General features: G+C 71.1%; 16 protein-coding genes and 1 tRNA gene. 7 read left to right on the top strand and 10 right to left on the bottom strand.

The features are described 5' to 3' along the window. Window positions 1-129: 129 nt before the first annotated feature. Window positions 130-1140, top strand: a complete 1011-nt coding sequence (locus E9934_RS20195) for a tetratricopeptide repeat protein (RefSeq protein WP_238694823.1) — start codon at window positions 130-132, stop codon at window positions 1138-1140. A 1-nt stretch (window position 1141) separates the two neighbouring features. Here the strand turns inward: E9934_RS20195 and E9934_RS07575 are convergent, their stop codons facing one another. Continuing rightward, window positions 1142-1741, bottom strand: coding sequence for a hypothetical protein (locus tag E9934_RS07575; protein WP_136562267.1), 600 nt, complete (start codon window positions 1739-1741; stop codon window positions 1142-1144). A 56-nt stretch (window positions 1742-1797) separates the two neighbouring features. Here E9934_RS07575 and E9934_RS07570 point away from each other — a divergent pair, with 56 nt between their 5' ends. Together E9934_RS07570 and E9934_RS07565 are read left to right on the top strand one after the other, a co-directional pair. Next, the gene (locus tag E9934_RS07570) at window positions 1798-2721 is read left to right on the top strand and encodes an alpha/beta fold hydrolase (RefSeq protein ID WP_136562266.1); all 924 of its coding nucleotides are present in this window, start codon (window positions 1798-1800) and stop codon (window positions 2719-2721) included. A 211-nt stretch (window positions 2722-2932) separates the two neighbouring features. Continuing rightward, a complete protein-coding gene (locus E9934_RS07565; protein ID WP_136562265.1) occupies window positions 2933-3442 on the top strand; it encodes a DUF3145 domain-containing protein in 510 nt (169 codons plus the stop codon). A 109-nt stretch (window positions 3443-3551) separates the two neighbouring features. On the opposite strand, the gene E9934_RS07560 is transcribed toward E9934_RS07565, so the two are convergent. The 5 genes from E9934_RS07560 to E9934_RS07540 all read right to left on the bottom strand — a co-directional run bounded on the left by E9934_RS07560 (window position 3552) and on the right by E9934_RS07540 (window position 8347). After that, complete coding sequence (locus E9934_RS07560) at window positions 3552-4802, bottom strand: beta-ketoacyl-[acyl-carrier-protein] synthase family protein (protein ID WP_136562264.1); 1251 nt, start codon at window positions 4800-4802, stop codon at window positions 3552-3554. Window positions 4803-4823: 21 nt separating this feature from the next. Further along, complete coding sequence (locus tag E9934_RS07555) at window positions 4824-5066, bottom strand: acyl carrier protein (protein WP_136562263.1); 243 nt, start codon at window positions 5064-5066, stop codon at window positions 4824-4826. Window positions 5067-5129: 63 nt separating this feature from the next. Further along, window positions 5130-6128 carry a beta-ketoacyl-ACP synthase III gene (locus tag E9934_RS07550; protein ID WP_136562262.1) on the bottom strand — a complete coding sequence of 333 codons (999 nt, stop codon included), beginning with the start codon at window positions 6126-6128 and terminating at the stop codon, window positions 5130-5132. Continuing rightward, window positions 6125-7069: an ACP S-malonyltransferase gene (locus E9934_RS07545; protein ID WP_136562261.1), complete on the bottom strand. Its 945-nt coding sequence runs from the start codon at window positions 7067-7069 to the stop codon at window positions 6125-6127. Before E9934_RS07545 ends, E9934_RS07550 begins: the two co-directional genes overlap by 4 nt. 78 nt (window positions 7070-7147) lie before the next feature. Further along, window positions 7148-8347, bottom strand: coding sequence for a PucR family transcriptional regulator (locus tag E9934_RS07540; RefSeq protein ID WP_136562260.1), 1200 nt, complete (start codon window positions 8345-8347; stop codon window positions 7148-7150). A 155-nt stretch (window positions 8348-8502) separates the two neighbouring features. Here E9934_RS07540 and E9934_RS07535 point away from each other — a divergent pair, with 155 nt between their 5' ends. Next, on the top strand, window positions 8503-9522 hold the full coding sequence (locus E9934_RS07535) for an alpha/beta fold hydrolase (RefSeq protein WP_136562259.1): 1020 nt from the start codon (window positions 8503-8505) through the stop codon (window positions 9520-9522). 64 nt (window positions 9523-9586) lie between these two features. Here the strand turns inward: E9934_RS07535 and aceE are convergent, their stop codons facing one another. Continuing rightward, window positions 9587-12418 carry a pyruvate dehydrogenase (acetyl-transferring), homodimeric type gene (gene aceE / locus E9934_RS07530; protein ID WP_136562258.1) on the bottom strand — a complete coding sequence of 944 codons (2832 nt, stop codon included), beginning with the start codon at window positions 12416-12418 and terminating at the stop codon, window positions 9587-9589. A gap of 237 nt (window positions 12419-12655) precedes the next feature. Between aceE and E9934_RS07525 the strand changes: the two genes are divergently transcribed. The 3 genes from E9934_RS07525 to E9934_RS07515 all read left to right on the top strand — a co-directional run bounded on the left by E9934_RS07525 (window position 12656) and on the right by E9934_RS07515 (window position 15288). Further along, complete coding sequence (locus E9934_RS07525) at window positions 12656-13033, top strand: DUF3052 domain-containing protein (RefSeq protein WP_136562292.1); 378 nt, start codon at window positions 12656-12658, stop codon at window positions 13031-13033. Window positions 13034-13111: 78 nt separating this feature from the next. Further along, a complete protein-coding gene (locus tag E9934_RS07520; RefSeq protein WP_136562257.1) occupies window positions 13112-14785 on the top strand; it encodes an AMP-binding protein in 1674 nt (557 codons plus the stop codon). Further along, window positions 14782-15288, top strand: a complete 507-nt coding sequence (locus E9934_RS07515; protein ID WP_202977227.1) for a peroxiredoxin — start codon at window positions 14782-14784, stop codon at window positions 15286-15288. The genes E9934_RS07520 and E9934_RS07515 overlap by 4 nt, the downstream gene beginning before the upstream one ends. A 218-nt stretch (window positions 15289-15506) precedes the next feature. Here the strand turns inward: E9934_RS07515 and E9934_RS07510 are convergent. The 3 genes from E9934_RS07510 to E9934_RS07500 form a co-directional block, all read right to left on the bottom strand. After that, a tRNA-Val gene (locus tag E9934_RS07510) sits at window positions 15507-15578 on the bottom strand. 17 nt (window positions 15579-15595) lie between these two features. Further along, on the bottom strand, window positions 15596-16423 hold the full coding sequence (locus tag E9934_RS07505; RefSeq protein ID WP_136562256.1) for an alpha/beta fold hydrolase: 828 nt from the start codon (window positions 16421-16423) through the stop codon (window positions 15596-15598). Window positions 16424-16436: 13 nt separating this feature from the next. Then, on the bottom strand, window positions 16437-18650 hold the full coding sequence (locus E9934_RS07500) for an acyl-CoA dehydrogenase family protein (RefSeq protein ID WP_136562255.1): 2214 nt from the start codon (window positions 18648-18650) through the stop codon (window positions 16437-16439).

The raw sequence follows: 18650 nt of genomic DNA, 5'->3' as shown, positions 1-18650 counted from the left end.
AGAGGATGTGGGAGAGTAGGACGCCGCCGGACAAACATTGCGTAGGGGCCACCCGGTTTCGGGTGGCCCCTACTGCGTTTTGGTTGAATGATCACTCCATAGCGGACTTCGAAGGACAGGTGCACGAACGTGGCAGACGAGCGACGCCCCCGCAGCAGCGGCGCAAGGAAGAGCTCCTCCTCCCGTCCCGGATCGGATGCTCGCAAGGGCGGCACCGGACGGCGTGACGGCGCCGGCGCCAGCGGTGCGGGGCGCTCCGGCGGCGGTAAGCCGACCGGTCGGTCGGGAGGTCCGCGGCGCGATGACGCTCCGGGCGCCGGTGGCCCCCGCAAGTCGGGAGGGTCGCGGACGCCGCAGGGCGCTCAGGGCAAGGGCCCGCAGGGGCGCTCCGGCCCGCGCCGTGACGACGCCGCGCGCGGTGAGACGCGCGAGCCGCGTGAGCGGAGGGTCGATCAGGAGACCTATGACGGTCCGCCGCTTCCGGATGACATCACCGGTGCCGAGCTGAGCGCCTCTGCCCGCGCCCAGCTGAAGGGCCTGCCGGAGAAGCTGGCCGCTCGCGTGGCGCGACACCTGGCGGCGGCCGGCGCGCTCATCGACGAGGACGCGGAGGTCGCCTACCAGCACACGCTCGCTGCCAAGGCCCGGGCGTCTCGCCTGGCTGTGGTCCGCGAGGCCGTGGGCGAGACGGCCTATGCGGCCGGTCACTACGCCGAGGCGCTCGCCGAGCTGCGCGCAGCGAAGCGGATGAACGGTGCGACGGCCTACCTGCCGATCATGGCCGACTGCCACCGCGCGCTCGGGAACCCGACGCGCGCGCTGGAGCTTGCCAAGAGTCCTTCGGTCGCCCGCTTCGAAGCGTCAGCCAAGGCCGAGATGACGATCGTCGAGGCCGGCGCCCGCCGCGACCTCGGTCAGCTCGACGCGGCGTTGCGCACGCTCGAGGTCGCTCCGCTCAACAGCAAGAGCCGCGAGGAGTGGGTCGTGCGACTGCGCTATGCCTATGCGGACACGCTGGAGGAAGCCGGGCGCACCAACGATGCGTTGAAGTGGTTCCACAAGACCAACGCGATCGACGCGGAGGAGGCGACCGACGCGGCGGAGCGGGCAGAGGCGCTGGAGAAGAAGCTCGACTCCTGAGCTACTCGGAGGTCGGGCGTCCGGTGATCGACACGATCGCCTGGCCGGCTCCGGCTGGCTGGGTGTCCCACCGGAGGTCCTCCCGGTAGGCGATCTCGATCTGGTTGACGACGGCGGTGACCGGTTGGTCGGCCTCGACCTTCAACACGATCGAGTCGTCGCCGGTGAGGCGCTCGCCCTCGGGGTCGATCAGCTCGGCGCAGAACTGCTCGGGTCGGGTGGTGACGCCCACCGTGCCGCGGCGGCACAGCAGCGGCGTTATCGTCAGGTCCGCGCTGGTGGTGGCGCGGACCTTCACGCCGTTGACGCGCAGCGTGCGGTCGAAGCTCTTGCCGGGGGCGTACATCCCGAAGTAGACGGGTGCGCCGACGACACCGGTGGCACTGATGGTGCTCTCGGTCGTGGACAGCTCCTCGGGGGTCATGGCGTACCAGGTGAACCAGCCGACGAGGAGGGCCGCGGTCGCCACCGCACCGGTGATGCGCCAGCCTCGCGCCTGGAAGGACGGCCGTGGCACCCGGGTCACGCCGAGGCCGGCGGGCCGAACCGGCTTGGTGGCCCGCCGACGGCCGGGCCCGGAGGTGCCCGTGGGTGCAGTCATGGTCGAACCTTAGGACACTCGGACGCGGGTGCTGTCCACCTGCCACACTCCGTCGCATGAGTCTCCCGGTAGGCCGTGCGTCCGAGCAGCCGAAGCGTCCGACGCTCGAGGGAAGTGTCGCCGTGCGCGACGGCCGCCGGCTCAGCTTCGCCGAGTACGGGTCTCCGCGGGGCGAGGCGTTGGTCTGGCTGCACGGCACCCCCGGTGCCCGACGTCAGATCCCGCTCGACGCGCGTGCGTACGCCGAGGAGGTCGGCGCCCGGATCATCGGCATCGACCGCCCCGGCATCGGATCCTCGACGCCTCACGTCTATGAGAACGTTCTGGACTGGACCGAGGACCTCGCCCTGCTGCTCGACGCGCTCGCCGTCGACACGTGCCGGGTCATCGGTCTGTCGGGCGGTGGGCCTTACACGCTCGCGGCGGGTGCGGCCATGCCTGACCGGGTGCACGCCCTGGGCGTCCTCGGTGGCGTCGCGCCCACCCGTGGACCCGACGCCGCGGACGGCGGGATCATCCAGCTCGCCAAGGCGGCTGCGCCGGTGCTGTCGGTGGCGCGGGTGCCGGTGGGTGTCGCACTGAGTGGAGTCATCCGGACGATCAAGCCCCTCGCCGGCTCCGCGCTCGACCTGTATGCGGCGGTGCAGCCTCCCGGCGACAAGAACATGCTCGCCCGCCCCGAGATCAAGGCGATGTTCCTCGACGACCTCCTCAACGGCAGCAGGTTCCAGATCTCGGCGCCGCTGTCGGACCTGATCCTCTTCACCCGCGAGTGGGGCTTCCGCCTGGAGGACGTCACGGTGCCGGTCCGGTGGTGGCATGGCGACGCCGACCACATCGTGCCCTTCCAGCACGGCGAGCACTGCGTGAGACTGCTGCCGGACGCCACGATGAGCGTGATCGACGGCGAGAGCCACCTCGGCGGCCTGGGCATCGCCCGCGCCGTCATGGACGAGATGCTCGCCACCGGCGGCCGATGAGGCGCTGGCCCGGTCTCGGGTCTGAGCGACCCGGAACACGCACGAAGCGCTGGCATCTGCCCGTCACATGGGCCACAATGGATCCACAACTGCACATGCGTCACTCTCTGCCTGAGCACCGCTCACCCGAGACGACCGCAGACCTCCATCCGAGACCGCTGGGGAAGGCGTATCTCGCGCCGGAGGTAGCAAGTCAGTCGAGGAGTTCGTGGTGACCGCAAGCACGAGTGCAACCAGGGGCGTGTTCTACGTCCACTCTGCGCCGTCCGCGCTGTGCCCTCACATCGAGTGGGCCGTGGGCGGCGTCCTCGGCGTTCCCGTGAATCCTCACTGGACGCCACAACTTGCCCAGTCCGGCAGCTATCGCTGCGAATTCTCCTGGACCGGGCGGATCGGCGCTGCCGCCGAGATGGCGTCTGCCCTGCGCGGGTGGAACCACCTGCGCTTCGAGGTGACGGAGGAGCCCACCGCGACCTCCGAGGGCGCCCGCTTCTCCTACACCCCCGATCTGGGCGTCTTCCACGCCGTCACGGGTCTCCACGGTGACCTGATGATCCCCGAGGACCGGCTCAAGGCGGCGGCGGTGCGAGCCGCACTGGGCGAGGTCACCCTCGAGAACGAGATCGACAAGCTCCTCGGCAAGCCTTGGGACGACGAGCTCGAGACCTTCCGCCACGCCGGCGAGGGCGCGCCCGTCCGCTGGTTGCACCAGGTGGTGTGACCACGCGGTCACCCGCCGCCGAAAGGACCTGACGACAGGACGGCCCGCCACGCATCGCGTGGCGGGCCGTCCTGCTCGTGCGGGGCCGAGGGAGTGGGAGGTCTCCTGCTCAGCCCGCAGACCCGAAGACGACGGCGACGTTCGCGCCGCCGAAGCCGAAGGAGTTGTTGAGCGCCGCGATGTCGCCCGACGGGAGCTGACGGGGCGAGGTCGCCACGTCGAGCTCGACTCGCTCGTCCTTGTCGTCCAGGTTGATCGTCGGCGGCGCTGTGCGGTGGTGCAGCGCCAGCACCGTGGCGACGCCCTCGAGGGCGCCGGCCCCGCCGAGCAGGTGACCGGTCATCGACTTGGTCGCGGAGACGACCAGATCGTCGGCCGCCGAGCCGAGGACGGCGTGCAGCATCAGCGACTCGGCGACGTCTCCCTGTGGCGTCGATGTCGCGTGGGCGTTGACGTGGGCGATGTCGGCTGCCGCGACGTCGGCGTCGCGGACGGCGGCCCGGATCGCCCGCGCCCCACCGCGACCCTCGGGGTCGGGTTGGGCGATGTCGTGGGCGTCGGCGGTGATGCCGGCGCCGAGGACCTCGGCATAGATGCGTGCGCCACGCGCCTGCGCGTGCTCCAGCGACTCCAGGACCAGGGCGCCCGCGCCCTCACCCAGCACGAAGCCGTCGCGGCCGGTGTCGAAGGGACGCGAGACCGTCGTCGGATCACCTGGGTTCTTCGACAGCGCCATCATGTTGGCGAAGGCGGCGATCGGCAGCGGGTGGATGGCCGCCTCCGTGCCGCCGGCGACGGCCACGTCGACCCGGCCCAGCCGGATCTGGTCGGCCGCGAGGGCAATGGCCTCGTTGCCGGACGCACAGGCGGAGACCGGGGTGTTGACGGGCCCGCGCGCGCCGAGCTTGAGGCTGATGGTCGCCGCGGGGGCGTTGGCCATCAGCATCGGGACCGCGATGGGGGAGACCCGGCGCGGGCCCTTCTCGAGCAGCACCTCGTGGTTGGACAGCAGCGTGTGCACGCCCCCGATGCCGGACGCGAAGGCGACGCCGAGGCGCTCGCCGTCGAGGTCGCCCGCCTCCTTGACGGCCGCCAGACCCGAGTCCGCCCACGCCTCGAGCGCGGCGACGAGCGCCAGCTGCGAGGAGCGATCCAGACGACGGGCCACGACCCGCTCGAGGACCTCCGTGGGGTCGACGGCAGCCGGGCCGCCGATGGTCACGGGCAAGCCCTCGGTGATCTCACCGAGCTGGCGGATGCCCGAGCGACCGGCCAGGAGGCCGTCCCAGGTGCTGGCGACGTCGCCACCGAGCGGGTTGGTGGTGCCCAACCCGGTGACGACGACGCGAATGCGCGACATGGCTGCGGTCACCGTCCGGTTTCAGGAAGCGTTGCGCTCGATGTAGGCGACGGCGTCGCCGACGGTCTTGAGGTTCTTGACCTCGTCGTCGGGAATGGTGACGCCGAACTTCTCCTCGGCCTCGACGACGACCTCGACCATGGACAGCGAGTCGACGTCGAGGTCGTCCGCGAACGACTTGTCGAGCTGGACGTTCTCGGCGGGGATGCCGGCGACCTCGTTGACGATCTCGGCAAGGGCGGCGCGGATCTCTTCGGTGCTCATCTTCTTCTCCATCGTGGGTGTCGGTGCCGCGGGTGCGGCGTCGGGGGTGGAAATCGGTGGGGGTCAGGGCACGGTGACGACCTGGGCGGCGTAGGACAGCCCGGCGCCGAAGGCGATGAGGAGCGCGATGTCACCGCTGCGGGCATCGCCGTCCTCGATCATGCGGTGCAACGCCAGCGGGACGGACGCGGCCGACGTGTTGCCGGCGTCGACGATGTCGCGGGCGATCCGGACGCTGGCGGGCAGCCGGATGGCGCGGGCCATCGCGTCGGTGATCCGGTTGTTGGCCTGGTGGGGGATGAAGCAGTCGAGGTCATCGACGGTGATGCCTGCCCGGTCCACCGCTTGCTGGGCGACCTTCGCCATGGCGTACGACGCCCAGCGGAAGACCTCGCTGCCCTTCATGCTGAGGCAGGGCAGCCGGAGATCACCCGCCGCCACGAGGTCACGGAGATCCGGCGTGCGGATGTGGTCGTAGTGCTCGCCGTCCGAGCCCCAGACCACGGGCCCGATGCCAGGATGGCCCGACTGGCCGACCACGACGGCTCCGGCCCCGTCGGCGAAGATGAATGCGGTGCCGCGGTCGGTCGGGTCGGTGATGTCGGAGAGCTTCTCCACCCCGATGACCAGGACGTGGCGGGCACTGCCTCCACGAACCATGTCGTTGGCCAGGGCGATGCCGTGGCAGAAGCCGGCGCAGGCGGCGGAGATGTCGAAGGCCGCCGGGTGATCGGCGCCCAGGGCGTGGGCGATCGCGGTGGCCGCCGACGGCGTCTGCACCAGGTGGCTGACAGTGGCGACCACGACCGCGTCGACCTGCGTGGCCGCGATGCCGGCGTGCTCCAGGGCCTCTCGGGCCGCGGCCACCGACATCGACACGACGGTCTCCTCGGGCCCGGCGAAGCGCCGGGTGCGGATGCCCGAGCGTTGCTGGATCCACTCGTCGCTGGAGTCGATGGCCTCGACGAGGTCGTCGTTGGGGACGAGGGCGGACGGACGGTAGGCCCCGACGCCCAGGAGGGCGGCGTTGGCCGATCCGGTGCCGACGGTGAGTGTCGTCATGCGGTCGCCGCCACCTGGGACGAGGCGGCGTGACGCTCGCAGAACGCGCGAGCGTCGTCGAGCTGGTCGGGGGTGTTGAGCGAGAGGATCTCGACGTCCATGCCCTGGTTGCGGAACCAGCGCTTCGCGATGCCGGCCAGGGTGCCGGCCGGCGGCAGCTCCAGGAACCCGGTGATGCCGGCTGCTGCCATCGTCTCCAGGCACCGGTCCCAGCGGACGGGGCGGGCGATCTGGCCGACGATGCGGTCGAGGACCTCACGACCGTCGTGGAGCACCGTGCCGTCCGAGTTGGTGATGAAGTCGGTCGTCGCCTCCTGCACGGTGATCGCGGCTGCCAGTCCGGTCACATGGTCGACAGCGGGCGCCATGTGGGGGGAGTGGAATGCGCCGGCCACCGACAGCGGTCGGGGACGTGCGCCCTTCGGCGCGCTGTCGGCGAACTCCGCCAGCTGCTCCATCGTGCCCGCGGCGACGATCTGACCGGGCCCGTTGTCGTTGGCTGCGGTCAGGCCGGCGGCGGCGATGGCGGCGAGCACCTCGTCGCGGTCGCCACCGAGGACGGCGGTCATGCCAGTCGGGGTCACGGCGGCCGCGTCCGCCATCGCCTTGCCGCGCTCACGCACGAGGACCATGGCCTGCTCGGCCGTCAGCGCGCCGGCCATGACGGCGGCGGCGAGCTCGCCGACGCTGTGACCGGCGACGGCGGCAGGTTTGCCGCCGAGCTGCTCGCTCGCGGCCAGGGCGGAGCCGACCAGCAGTGGCTGGGCGATGCTGGTGTCGCGGATGGTGTCGTCGTCGGCGGCTGTGCCCAGGTGGGCCAGGTCGAGCCCGACGACGGCCGAGAGCCATCCGATGCGAGCCGCGAACGACGGCTCCTCGAGCCAGGGCGCGAGGAATCCGGGCGTCTGGGCACCTTGTCCGGGGGCGACGATCACGAGCACACCTCAAGGGTGCCGTCCGGACCGAGGCGCTGGCGCTCGCGCCGTGCACGAATCTCGGCGCGCCTCCTTGTGGGAGTCCTACAAGGAGGCGTTCGGACTCAAGGAAGCCTGGCGGCCGAGGACGAGGGCGAGCTGCAGGACGAGGGCGTCGCGGGGCGCCGAGGGCGTCAGCCCGGTCAGGTCGCCGATCTGGCCGAGCCGGTAGCGCACTGTGTTGGCGTGCACGAACAGGGCGCGGGCGGTGGCCTCGATGCCGGAGCCGCTGGCGAAGTAGGCCACCAGGGTCTCGACCAGCTCGCCGCGGGAGCCCTCGAGCGGTCGATAGATCTGCTCGACGGCCTCCGTGCGCGCGGCTTCGTCGCCGGCGACGATCCGCTCGGGGAGCAGGTCGTGCGCGAGCACGGGGCGAGGCGCTTGGGGCCAGCCGACCGCGGCACGCAGGGAGTCCAGGGCGATGCGGGCCGACAGGTGGGCGCTGCGCAGGTCGGCGGCGACCGGACCGACGACGACGGTGCCCTCGCCGAAGAGGCCGGCGACCACACCGGCGTCCTTCTCCGGCGACTGGACGCCGCCGAGGATGACCACCAGCAGATGCCCCTGCACGGCGCAGAGGGTGTCGAGGTCGTGCCCCCGGGTCGCCCGTCGTACGGCGTCCACGACGCTGCTGGGCGAGCCGGCGGCCTCCTCGGGGGCCGCGCCGACCACGACCGCGACGTCGCCGCGGCCGATCCAGCCCACTGCGCTGGCCCGGGACAGGACCGTCTCGTCGGTCTCGGCCCGCAGGACCGCGTCGACGACGAGCGCCTCGAGTCGCGCGTCCCACCGGCCCCGCTGCTCGGCCGCGCGGGCGTAGACCTCGGCCGTGGCGAAGGCGACCTCGCGTCCGTAGCGGACCACCCCGCGGTGGACCTCCTCGGCGGCCTCCGGCTCGAGAAGTCGGTCGATGTTGGCCTCGACCTCGTCGATCGTGAGCCGGATCAGGTCGACCGTCTGGTGCAGGTCGATCACGCCTGCCAGCGAGCGCGGTGCGGCGCCGAAGACCTGGATCGCGACCTCCTCGCCGCCGGGGTCGGCGCCACCGCCACCGAACCAGTCGACGAAGCCCTGGACGCCCGACTGCACGATCATGCCGACCCACGAGCGGTGCTCCGCGCCGAGGTCGCGGAACCAGGGCCGCTCGGCCTCGATGCGGGCGATGGCGGCCGTGCTCAGCGATCCCGTGGCCGCGCGGAGCTGGGTCGCGGCCGTGGCCCGCCCGCTGGGCTCGATCGGGGACATGGCACCAGCGTAGAAGCACCAGCCGGGATCCGGCGGACGGGTGCCGTCGCGAGGAACGGCATGGTTGAATCGGCCATCGCCTGCTTGCTGGAGTGAGCATCTGCTAGCAGGCTCTGTGACCGTGGTGACCGTGGAGTGCCAACGAGGGGGGCGGCATGACTGACAGACGCGACCGGACGGACCGAGGTCAGCACGAGGTGCAGTACGTCGTCCTCCACGGGAAGCGGCGAGCCTTCGTCAAGCAGGGCTCCGGGCCGGCGCTCCTGCTGTTGCACGGGTTGGCCTGCGACCACACCACGTGGTCGCCGGTGATCGACGCGCTGGCGAAGAAGTACACCGTCATCGCGCCGGATCTGCTGGGCCACGGGCTGTCCGACAAGCCGCGGGCCGACTACACGCTCGGCGGCTACGCCAACGGCATGCGGGACCTGCTGACGGTCCTCGGCATCGACAAGGTGTCCGTCGTGGGTCACAGCTTCGGCGGTGGCGTGGCGATGCAGTTCGCCTACCAGTTCCCGGAGCGGACCCAGCGTGTGATGCTGGTCGCCACCGGCGGTCTCGGCCCCGAGGTGTCCTCGTTCATCAAGCTGGTCCAGGTCCCGGGCTGGTTCCGGGCGATGGGCCTGCTCACCCTGCCGGGCGTGCGTCACGTCGAGACCCTCGCCCTGCGCACCGCGGCGGAGTACGGCGACCAGCGGCTGCTGCGCAAGTACACCCGCGACCTCGCCGAGATCGCCGAGATCGTCGACTCGTGGTCCGACCGTCGCACCCGTTTCGCCATCCGCCACCTGGTCCGGGCAGTGATCGACTGGCGGGGCCAGATCATCACGATGGCTGACCGTGCCTACCTGACCGAGGCCATGCCGATGGCCGTGGTGTGGGGGCGCGACGACATGGTGATCCCGGTGCGGCATGCGAGCAACGCGGCGGCGCTGGCGCCCGACGTGCGGGTCGAGGTGCTGCCGGAGGCCGGCCACTTCCCGCACAAGGACCACCCGGAGCGCTTCGTGAAGATCCTCGACTCCTTCATCACCGAGACCGAGCCGGCGACCTACAACCGGGCTCGGTTCCGGCGCATGCTGAAGGCCGGGGGAGCCCCGGCGTCCTCGCCGCTGGCGGCGGTCATGCAGGCCGAGGCCGAGGAGATGGAGCCCGCGACGCCCACCACGGCCTGAGGCGCCGGAGGTTTCGAGGCTCGGCCGCGGGCGGCCTCGCACCTCAACCACCGGGCCCGGCTGTTCAGGCGTCGCCGCCCTCCTGCTGGATGCCCGCCGCAGCGGTCGGGTCGTCGATCCGGTAGTGCTCCAGCGCCTCCTGGACCCGTGCCGGGTCGATCTCGCCGGCGTCGGCGAGGGCGGCCAGGGCCTGCACCACCACCGACGGGGCGTCGACCTGGAAGAACCGGCGGGCGGCCGGACGGGTGTCGGCGAACCCGAAGCCGTCGGCGCCGAGCACCCGGTAGTCCGCCGGGACCCACGGGGCGATCTGCAGCGGCACGGCCGTCATGTAGTCAGAGACGGCCACGACCGGCGCGTTGCTGGTCGGGCCCTCGCCGAGCACCTGGGTGACGTGCGCCGCGCGGTGCGTCTCGGTGGGGTGGAGCAGGTTCCACTTGTCCGTGGCGACGCCGTCACGGGCCAGCTCGTTCCACGAGGTGACCGACCACGTCTCGGCGCGCACGCCCCAGTCCTCGGCGAGGATCCGCTTGGCCTCCTCGATCCAGGGGAAGCCGACACCGGAGGCCATCAGCCGGACGGTCGGGCCGTCGCCCTCGGCGGCGGCCACCCGATACATCCCCTTGAGCAGGCTGCTGACGTCGAGTCCCTCGGGCTCGGCGGGCTGGGCGACCGGCTCGTTGTAGACGGTCAGGTAGAAGATGACGTCCTCGCCCTGCGGGTGCTCGTCGCTCGCGCCGTACATCCGCTCCAGGCCGGCGCGCATGATGTGGCCGACCTCGTAGGCGAAGGCGGGGTCGTAGTGCACGACCGCGGGGTTGGTGGCGGCGATCAACGGTGAGTGGCCGTCGGCGTGCTGCAGTCCCTCGCCGGTCAGCGTGGTGCGCCCGGCGGTGGCGCCGATCAGGAAGCCACGGGCCAGCTGGTCGGCCATCGCCCAGATCGAGTCACCGGTGCGCTGGAACCCGAACATCGAGTAGAAGATGTAGAACGGGATCATCGGCTCACCGTGCGTGGAGTACGACGACCCCGCCGCGATCGCCGACGCCACGGCGCCGGCCTCCGAGATGCCCTCGTGGAGCATCTGGCCCTGCTGGGACATCTTGTATTGCAACAGCATGTTGCGGTCGACGGACTCGAACGTCTGGCCGTGCGGGTCATAGACCTTGGCCGAGGGGAACATCGCGTCCATGCCGAAGGTGCGGTACTCGTCCGGCGCGATCGGCACGAGGCGCTGCCCGATGCCCTCGTCCTTCATCCAGTCCTTGAGCAGACGGACGGCAGCCATCGTGGTCGCGACCTTGTGGTTGCCGGCGCCCTTCCTGAGCTCCGCATAGACCTTGTCGCCGGGCAGCGTCAGCGGCTTCGACCGGTTGATCCGCTGGGGGAGGGAGCCGCCGAGGGCACGGCGGCGCTCCATCATGTATTCGATCTCGGGGGAGGTCGCGCCGGGGTGGAAGAACGGGGCCGTGCCGGTCGCCTCGTAGGCCGACTCGAGGTCCCGGTCGCTGATCGGCAGGTAGAGCCGGTCGCGGAACTTCTTCAGGTCGTCCTGGGTCAGCTTCTTCATCTGGTGGGTGGCGTTCTTGCCCTCGAGGGCGTCGATCGTCCAGCCCTTCACCGTGTGGGCGAGGATGACCGTCGGCTGACCCACGTGCTTGGTCGCGGAGTCGAAGGCGGCATAGACCTTGCGGTAGTCGTGGCCGCCGCGCGGCAGCTTCTCGATCTGCCGGTCGGTCATGTGCTCGACCATCGCCCGCAGGCGCGGGTCCGGTCCGAAGAAGTGTTCACGGTTGTAGGCGCCACTCTCGACCGAGAAGGTCTGGAAGGCCCCGTCGGGCGTGGAGTTCATCTGGTTGACCAGGACGCCGTCGACGTCCTTGGCCAGCAGGGCGTCCCACTCGCGGCCCCACACGACCTTGATGACGTTCCACCCGGCGCCGCGGAAGTTCGACTCCAGCTCCTGGATGATCTTGCCGTTGCCGTTGACCGGCCCGTCGAGCTGCTGCAGGTTGCAGTTGATCACCCAGGTGAGGTTGTCGAGCTCCTCGCGGGCGGCGATCCGGATCGCCCCGAGGGACTCCGGCTCGGCCATCTCGCCGTCTCCCAGGAACGCCCACACGTGCTGGTCGGCGGTGTCCTTGACGCCACGGTTGGCCAGGTAGCGGTTGAACCGGGCCTGATAGATCGAGTTGATGCCGGTCAGGCCCATCGAGACCGTCGGGAACTCCCAGAAGTCCGGCATCAGCCGCGGGTGGGGGTACGACGACAGGCCGGCGCCCTTGCCGTGCTGCACCTCCTGGCGGAACCGGAACAGCTGCTCCTCGCTCAGCCGCCCCTCCAGGAAGGCCCGGGCGTAGATGCCGGGGGAGGCATGGCCCTGGATGAAGATCTGGTCGCCGCCGCCCGGATGCTCCTTGCCGCGGAAGAAGTGGTTGAAGCCCACCTCGTAGAGGCTTGCGCTGGACTGGTAGGTCGCGATGTGACCGCCGACCTCGAGTCCCTTGCGGTTGGCGCTCGACACCATCACGGCGGCGTTCCACCGGATGAACGCACGGATCCGGCGCTCGAGGTCCTCGTCGCCGGGGAACCACGGCTCGCGCTCCGGCGGGATCGTGTTGATGTAGTCGGTGCTGCGCAGCGCAGGGACCCCGACCTGCTGGCGGCGGGCCTGCTCGAGCAGCCGCAGCATCACGTAGCGGGCGCGCTCGCGTCCCCGCTCGTCGACCAGCGCAGTGAAGGAGTCGATCCAGTCCTGCGTCTCGTCGGGATCGATGTCGGGGAGCTGGGTCGGCAGGCCCTCATGGATGACCGAGGGGACCGACCCGCCGCGCGTGGCCGGGGTGGGGCCCTGTGCGCCGTTGTCTGCTGGGGTGTCAGAGGTCACGCTCGTCATCCTCGCACTCAAATCCAGGCCGGAAAATCTACCGAGGAGTACGGCTCGGCGCCCCGTCCGGGTCGCCAAGGGTTGCGCCGTGCCCGTCCCCTCCGGTGGACTACACCCCATACCCGCGCTGGCGGCGACCCCGTCGTACCCGCGCACAGCATCCTGACCCTTGCCTGACCCTTGGAGGATTTCACCGTGACTTCGACCGCCCCTGGCGGCACCACCCCCACCGGACCCGCCGAGCGGATGGGTCTCCGGACCGGGTTGGTGGTCCAGGAACTCGGCTGGGACAACGACACCGACGACGAGCTCCGGGTGGCGATCGAGGATGCCATCGACGGCGACATGGTCGATGGCGACTACGGCAATGTCGTGGACGCGGTCGTGCTCTGGTGGCGCGACGCGGACGGTGACCTCGTCGACGGGCTCGTCGACTCGCTGACCGATCTCGTCGGCGGCGGGGTGATCTGGCTGCTGACCCCCAAGATCGGACGCCCCGGTGCCGTCGACGCGGCCGACATCGCCGAGGCAGCGCCGATCGCCGGCCTGGCACAGACCTCCGCGGCCGCGGTGAGCAAGGACTGGGCGGCGACCCGCCTGGTCGCACCCAAGAGCGTCTCCTGACCGCCTCACCCGGCCGGTCGGGGCCCCGGGGCCGGGGCCCGCTCGCCACCATCACGCAGAACGGCGGACAATAGCCTCATGGGAACCATTCCGGCGCGCCTCAAGGACGCGGGTGCCAGTCTGAAGATCCTCACCGAGTCGGGGATCGTCCAGCCGTATTCGCCGGTCGTGCTCGGCGGGATGGTGAAGGCGCTGAAGCAGTGGAGCACCACGGCCAGGGGCGGCTTCAAGACCATCGCGCTCCGCGCTCCGCACCGCACCGCCATCATCGACGAGCGCGGTGCGGTGACCTTCGCCGAGCTGCAGGCGCGCACCAACGCGCTCGCCAACGGCCTGCGGGCCCGCGGCGTCAAGGCCGGTGACGGCGTCGCCGTCATGTGCCGCAACCACCGGGGCTTCATCGAGGCGTCCATCGCGATCAGCAAGCTCGGTGCCGACGTGCTCTACATGAACACGGCCTTCGCCGGACCTCAGCTCGCCGACGTCATCGCCCGTGAGCAGCCCCGCGTCGTGATCCACGACGAGGAGTTCACCGGCCTGCTCGCCGACGCCGACATCGCCGAGCGCGTGCTCGGCTGGACCGACGAGGAGACCCCCGACAGTCTCGAGGGCATCATCGCCTCCGCGACCGCAGGCGGGCAGACGGCCGACCTCGCGCCTCCCTCCCGCAAGGGCCGCACGATCATCCTGACCTCCGGCACGACCGGTACGCCGAAGGGCGCCCCGCGTCCCCAGGGCGGCCTGCCGGCGGCGATCTCGCTGCTCTCGCGCATGCCTCTCAAGAGCGGCTGGACCTGCCACGTCGCCGCGCCCCTCTTCCACACGTGGGGCTTCGCGCACTACCAGCTCTCGATGATGCTCGGCACCACCCTCGTGCTCACCCGGAAGTTCGACCCCGAGGACGCCCTGCGCCTCCTGCACGAGCAGAAGTGCGACTCCTTCGCGGTCATCCCCGTGATGCTCCAGCGCATCCTCGCCCTGCCCGAGGAGACCCGCGCCCGCTATCCGTTGCCGCACCTCAAGGCGGTGGCCTCCTCCGGCTCCGCGCTTCCCGGCGACCTGCCGACCCAGTGGATGGACGCCTACGGCGACAACCTCTACTCGATCTACGGCTCCACCGAGGTCGCCTGGGCCTCCATCGCGGACCCGGCCGACCTGCGGGCCGCGCCCGGCTGCGCCGGCCGCCTGCCCCACCAGACCGTCGTGCGGATCCTCGATGCCGACGGCCGGGACGTCCCTGCGGGCGAGTCGGGACGGATCTTCGTCGGCAACAGCCTCCAGATCGAGGGCTACACCGGTGGGGGTGGCAAGGAGATGGTCGACGGACTGATGTCCTCCGGCGACCTCGGCCGCTTCGACGCCGCCGGTCGCCTCTATGTCGAGGGACGCGACGACGAGATGATCGTCTCCGGCGGCGAGAACGTCTTCCCCAAGGAGGTCGAGGACTGCATCGCCGCGCTCGACAGCGTCCTCGAGGTCGCTGCCATCGGCGTCGACGACCCCGACTTCGGTCAGCGCCTGCGGGCCTTCGTCGTCTGCGTGCCCGGGACCGAGCTGTCGGCGGACGACGTCAAGGACGCCGTGAAGCGCAACCTCGCCCGCTACAAGGTGCCCCGCGAGATCGTCTTCCTCGGCGAGCTGCCCCGCAACGCGACCGGCAAGGTGCTGAAGCGCGAGCTCGCCACCCACGACTCTGCAGCCGACTCCGCAGCCGACTCTGCAGCCGACTCCGACTCCGAGTCGACCGAGTGAGACCCGACGCGAGCGATCCCCGGCCCGCCCGCGGCGCCACCGGCATCCCGATCGGCAGCACCGCCCCCGACTTCACCCTCCGTGACCAGTTCGGCCAGGACATCTCGCTGGCGTCGTACCGCGGGAAGAAGGCGGTCGCGCTGGTCTTCTATCCCTATGCCTTCAGCGGCGTCTGCACCGGCGAGATGGGCGCCATCCGCGCCCGGCTCGACGAGCTGTTGACCTTCGACACCGAGGTCCTCGCGCTCTCGTGCGACCCCGTCTATGCGTTGCGTGCCTTCAGTGACGCCGACGGCCTCAACTTCGAGCTGCTCAGCGACTTCTGGCCGCACGGCGAGGTCGCTCGGGCCTACGGCGTCCTCGACGAGCGCTCCGGCTGCCCCGAGCGCTCGTCCTACGTCATCGACAAGGAGGGGCGCATCAGCTGGGCGGTCCACCACCCCAAGGCCGACGCCCGCGACGTCGACGAGCTGGTCGTCGCCCTCCACGCCGCCGCTGACTGAACCGGGCACGCAGGGCACGGGACGAAAAAAGGCTGAACCGCTGGCGTCTCGGGTCACCAGCGGTTCAACGAGTAGAACCATAGCCGCCGAGCGACAGCGGTCCAAGCCATCTCGGGAAATAGTTGAAAAATGATCCATTCTGACCAGACCGCTTGGGAAGAACGGGCCATCCGCCGCGCGGGCGTCGCCGCGGGGTGGGCGCGCGGGGCCGAGGTGGGTGGGCGCAGAGGGGATCGAACCCCCGACCACCTCGTTGTAAGCGAGGGGCTCTACCGCTGAGCTATACGCCCTCAGAAGCCGGGTCAGCCTAGCGAAGCCCGGCGCGGGACGCCGAACCAGCACCGTCGTCCTCTTCCACACTGGGGCTGCCCTCGAGGAGCACCTGCGCGACCAGCGCCGGGTCGTCGGCCATCGGGACGTGCCCGCAGCCCGGGAGCCGGACGTGGCGGGCGTGCGGCATCCGACGCTCGGCGATCCGGGCCTGGTAGGGCAGCAGGATCAGGTCGCGCGCGGCCCAGGCGATGGTCACGGGGACCGAGGCGGCGATCGGGCGGTCGAAGACCTCGGCCGCGGGGAAGATCTGCCGCATGGCCGGGATCGCGCGACGCATCCCGTGGACGTCGGCGAGGAACTCCTCGGGCGGGATCCGCTCGGGGTGTGCCGAGACCATCGCGCCCATCACGCGTCGGGCGGCGCTGTGGCGGGCCAGGACCGGCGTCACCGGCTCCAGCAGGCGCGCGCTGGCCGTCAGCCACGTGAACAGCCCGCGGATGTAGGCGAAGTCGAGCCCGTTGTGCCAGAACGCGGCGGGGGACAGCGTGGTGGCGCTGGCGACCAGGCCGTCGGCCGCCGCCTCCAGCGCGATCCGCCCCCCGAGGGAGTTCCCGGCGATGTGCGGTCGGTCCAGGCCCAGGACGTCCATCGCCTCGACGAGCTCGGCGCGCAAGGTGGCCTGGACGTCGCCGTCGCGCACCACGAGGTCGTGCGACTCGCCGTGGCCGGGCAGGTCGAAGAGGACCACCGTGCGATGGTCGGTGAGGTGCTCCAGCACCGGGTACCACCCCTGGCGCCGGTGGGTCAGCCCGTGCACCAGCACGAGCGGCTCGCCGCTCCCGTGGACCTCGTGACTCAGCACGGGTGGGCTCCGCTCACTGCGCGTCCCGCGGGAGGCCGAGCATCCGCTCGCCGATCACGTTGAGCTGCACCTCGGTCGTGCCGCCGTAGATGGTGGTGGCGCGGCCGGCGATCAGCTGCTCGATGGCGTGGTCACTGCGCTCGCCGGGCACGGCCACGGATCCGGCGATGCCGAGCTCGGCGACGACGTACTCCGCGATCTTCTGGCTGATGCCCATCGCGAGCAGCTTGCCCGCGCTGGACGTGGTCGAGGTGTCGGCGCCCATCAACTGCTTGAGGACGACGCGAGCGCCGAGGACGTCGATCGCCTGGCTCTCCGCGATCAGCTCGCCGAGGTGGTGGCGCGCGACCGTCGACAGCTCGCGACCCCGGGCGAAGCGGAGCAGGTCGCCGTCGTTGGCGTAGGCCTCCATCTTCGCGCTGAGCGCGACCCGCTCGCTGGCCAGCGCGGTGCGGGTGACCTGCCAGCCGTGGTCGATCTCGCCGACGACGTATCTGTCGGGGATGAAGACGTCGTCGAAGAAGACCTCGTTGAACAGGGCCGAGCCGGTCATCTCCCGCAGCGGGCGGACGTCGATGCCCTCGCTGCTCATGTCGAGCAGGAAGTAGGTGATGCCCTCGTGCTTGGGCGCGGTGGGGTTGGTGCGGGCGATCAGGATGCCCCAGTCGGAGAACTGGGCCATGGTGGTCCAAATCTTCTGGCCGTTGATCCGCCAGCCTCCCTCGACCTTCGTCGCCCTGGTCTGCAGCGAGGCGAGGTCCGAGCCGGCGCCCGGCTCGGAGAACAGCTGGCACCACATGATGTCGCCGCGCAGCGTCGGCAGGGCGAGCTCGTCGGCCAGCTCGGCCGAACCGTGGCCCACGATCGAGGCCAGCGCCCAGACGCCCATCAGCAGGCTCGGCACCTGGATCCCCGCGGCCTTGAGCTCCTGGGCGATCACGATCTGCTCCAGCGGTCCGGCGGCGCGGCCGTAGGGCTTCGGGAAGTACGGCAGCACCCAGCCGCCGTCGCCGAGGGCGATCAGTCGCTCGTCCTCGTCCTCGATGACCTTGATGGCGTCGAGCTCGGCGCGGACCTCCGCCCGGATGGCGTCGGCCTCCGGCGGCAGCTCCAGCTCCATGGCCCGCCCCGCCCCGGAGAGAGCCGCGTCGGCGACCCGCAGGACACGCTCCTCACGCGATCCGACCAAGCCGCGGATCGCGAGCGCGCGTCGGTAGTAGAGGTGGGCGTCGTGCTCCCAGGTGAAGCCGATGCCGCCATGGGTCTGGATGCAGTCCTGGGTGACCTGGACCGCGAGGTCGGGGACCAGCGCGCCGGCGACGCTGCCCGCGAAGTCGGCGTTGTCGTCGCCCTTGTCGATTGCGGCAGCGGCGTCCCAGACGGCCGCGCGCGCCAGCTCGAGGTCGACACCCATCCGGGCGCACTTGTGCTTGATGGCCTGGAACTGCCCGATCGGGCGGCCGAACTGCACCCGGATCCTGGCGTACTCCGACGCGGCCGCCACCGCCCAGGCGATCACGCCGGTCGCCTCGGCGCCGAGCACGACGGCGGCGATCGAACGGGCCCTGTCGGCGTCCAGCGAGGACAGTAGGTGGTCGCCGTCGATGACGAGGCCGTCGGCGGTGACCCGCGCCGAGCGCCGGACGACGTCGATGCTGTCCTGGGCCTCGACCCTGACCGCGTCGGACGTCGTCACGATCCAGCGGATGGTGCCCCCACGCTCGACGGGCAGCACCAGGACGTCGGCCTGCTCGGCGCTCGTGACGCCCTCCCAGGTGCCGCTCACCGTCAGCGCGCCGCCGGACTCCTCGGCCGCCGGCACACCGGAGGCCTCCAGCGCGACGGCCGCGGTCGTCGTACCGTCGACGAGGCGGGGGAGAAGGTCGACCGCCGGCTTGCCGCCGTCGGCCTGGACCAGCGCGGAGGCGAGGACCGTGGGCACGAACGGGCCCGGAGCGGCGTGACGCCCCAGCGCCTCGAGCGCGACGGCCAGGGTGAGCAGGCCACCGCCGGCACCCCCGTGCTCCTCGTCGACGTGCAGCCCGAGCAGGTCGTAGTCGACCAGCGACGACCAGAACGCCGGCAGCCGATCGCCGACCACTGCGTCGACGTCCTTGCGGACGACGTCGGGCGTGATCATGCGCTGGGCGAGATCGGCGACCGCATTGGCGAGGTCGACGTGCTCCTCGGTGAGGCCGAGGCCGAGCTCGTAGGACTGGCGTGCCAT

Source organism: Nocardioides caeni, from assembly GCF_004912195.1.
Taxonomy (GTDB): domain Bacteria; phylum Actinomycetota; class Actinomycetes; order Propionibacteriales; family Nocardioidaceae; genus Nocardioides; species Nocardioides caeni.
Note: the sequence above shows the minus strand (reverse complement) of the source record. Positions and strands in the feature narration are given on the sequence as shown.

Coding starts and splice junctions, on each gene's coding strand:
- aceE (WP_136562258.1), bottom strand. CDS start 12,418: ATGACGAGCGTGACCTCTGACACCCCAGCAGACAACGGCGCACAGGGC.
- E9934_RS07555 (WP_136562263.1), bottom strand. CDS start 5,066: ATGAGCACCGAAGAGATCCGCGCCGCCCTTGCCGAGATCGTCAACGAG.
- E9934_RS07520 (WP_136562257.1), top strand. CDS start 13,112: ATGGGAACCATTCCGGCGCGCCTCAAGGACGCGGGTGCCAGTCTGAAG.
- E9934_RS07540 (WP_136562260.1), bottom strand. CDS start 8,347: ATGTCCCCGATCGAGCCCAGCGGGCGGGCCACGGCCGCGACCCAGCTC.
- E9934_RS07570 (WP_136562266.1), top strand. CDS start 1,798: ATGAGTCTCCCGGTAGGCCGTGCGTCCGAGCAGCCGAAGCGTCCGACG.
- E9934_RS07535 (WP_136562259.1), top strand. CDS start 8,503: ATGACTGACAGACGCGACCGGACGGACCGAGGTCAGCACGAGGTGCAG.
- E9934_RS07550 (WP_136562262.1), bottom strand. CDS start 6,128: ATGACGACACTCACCGTCGGCACCGGATCGGCCAACGCCGCCCTCCTG.
- E9934_RS07525 (WP_136562292.1), top strand. CDS start 12,656: ATGGGTCTCCGGACCGGGTTGGTGGTCCAGGAACTCGGCTGGGACAAC.
- E9934_RS07500 (WP_136562255.1), bottom strand. CDS start 18,650: ATGGCACGCCAGTCCTACGAGCTCGGCCTCGGCCTCACCGAGGAGCAC.
- E9934_RS07560 (WP_136562264.1), bottom strand. CDS start 4,802: ATGTCGCGCATTCGCGTCGTCGTCACCGGGTTGGGCACCACCAACCCG.
- E9934_RS07575 (WP_136562267.1), bottom strand. CDS start 1,741: ATGACTGCACCCACGGGCACCTCCGGGCCCGGCCGTCGGCGGGCCACC.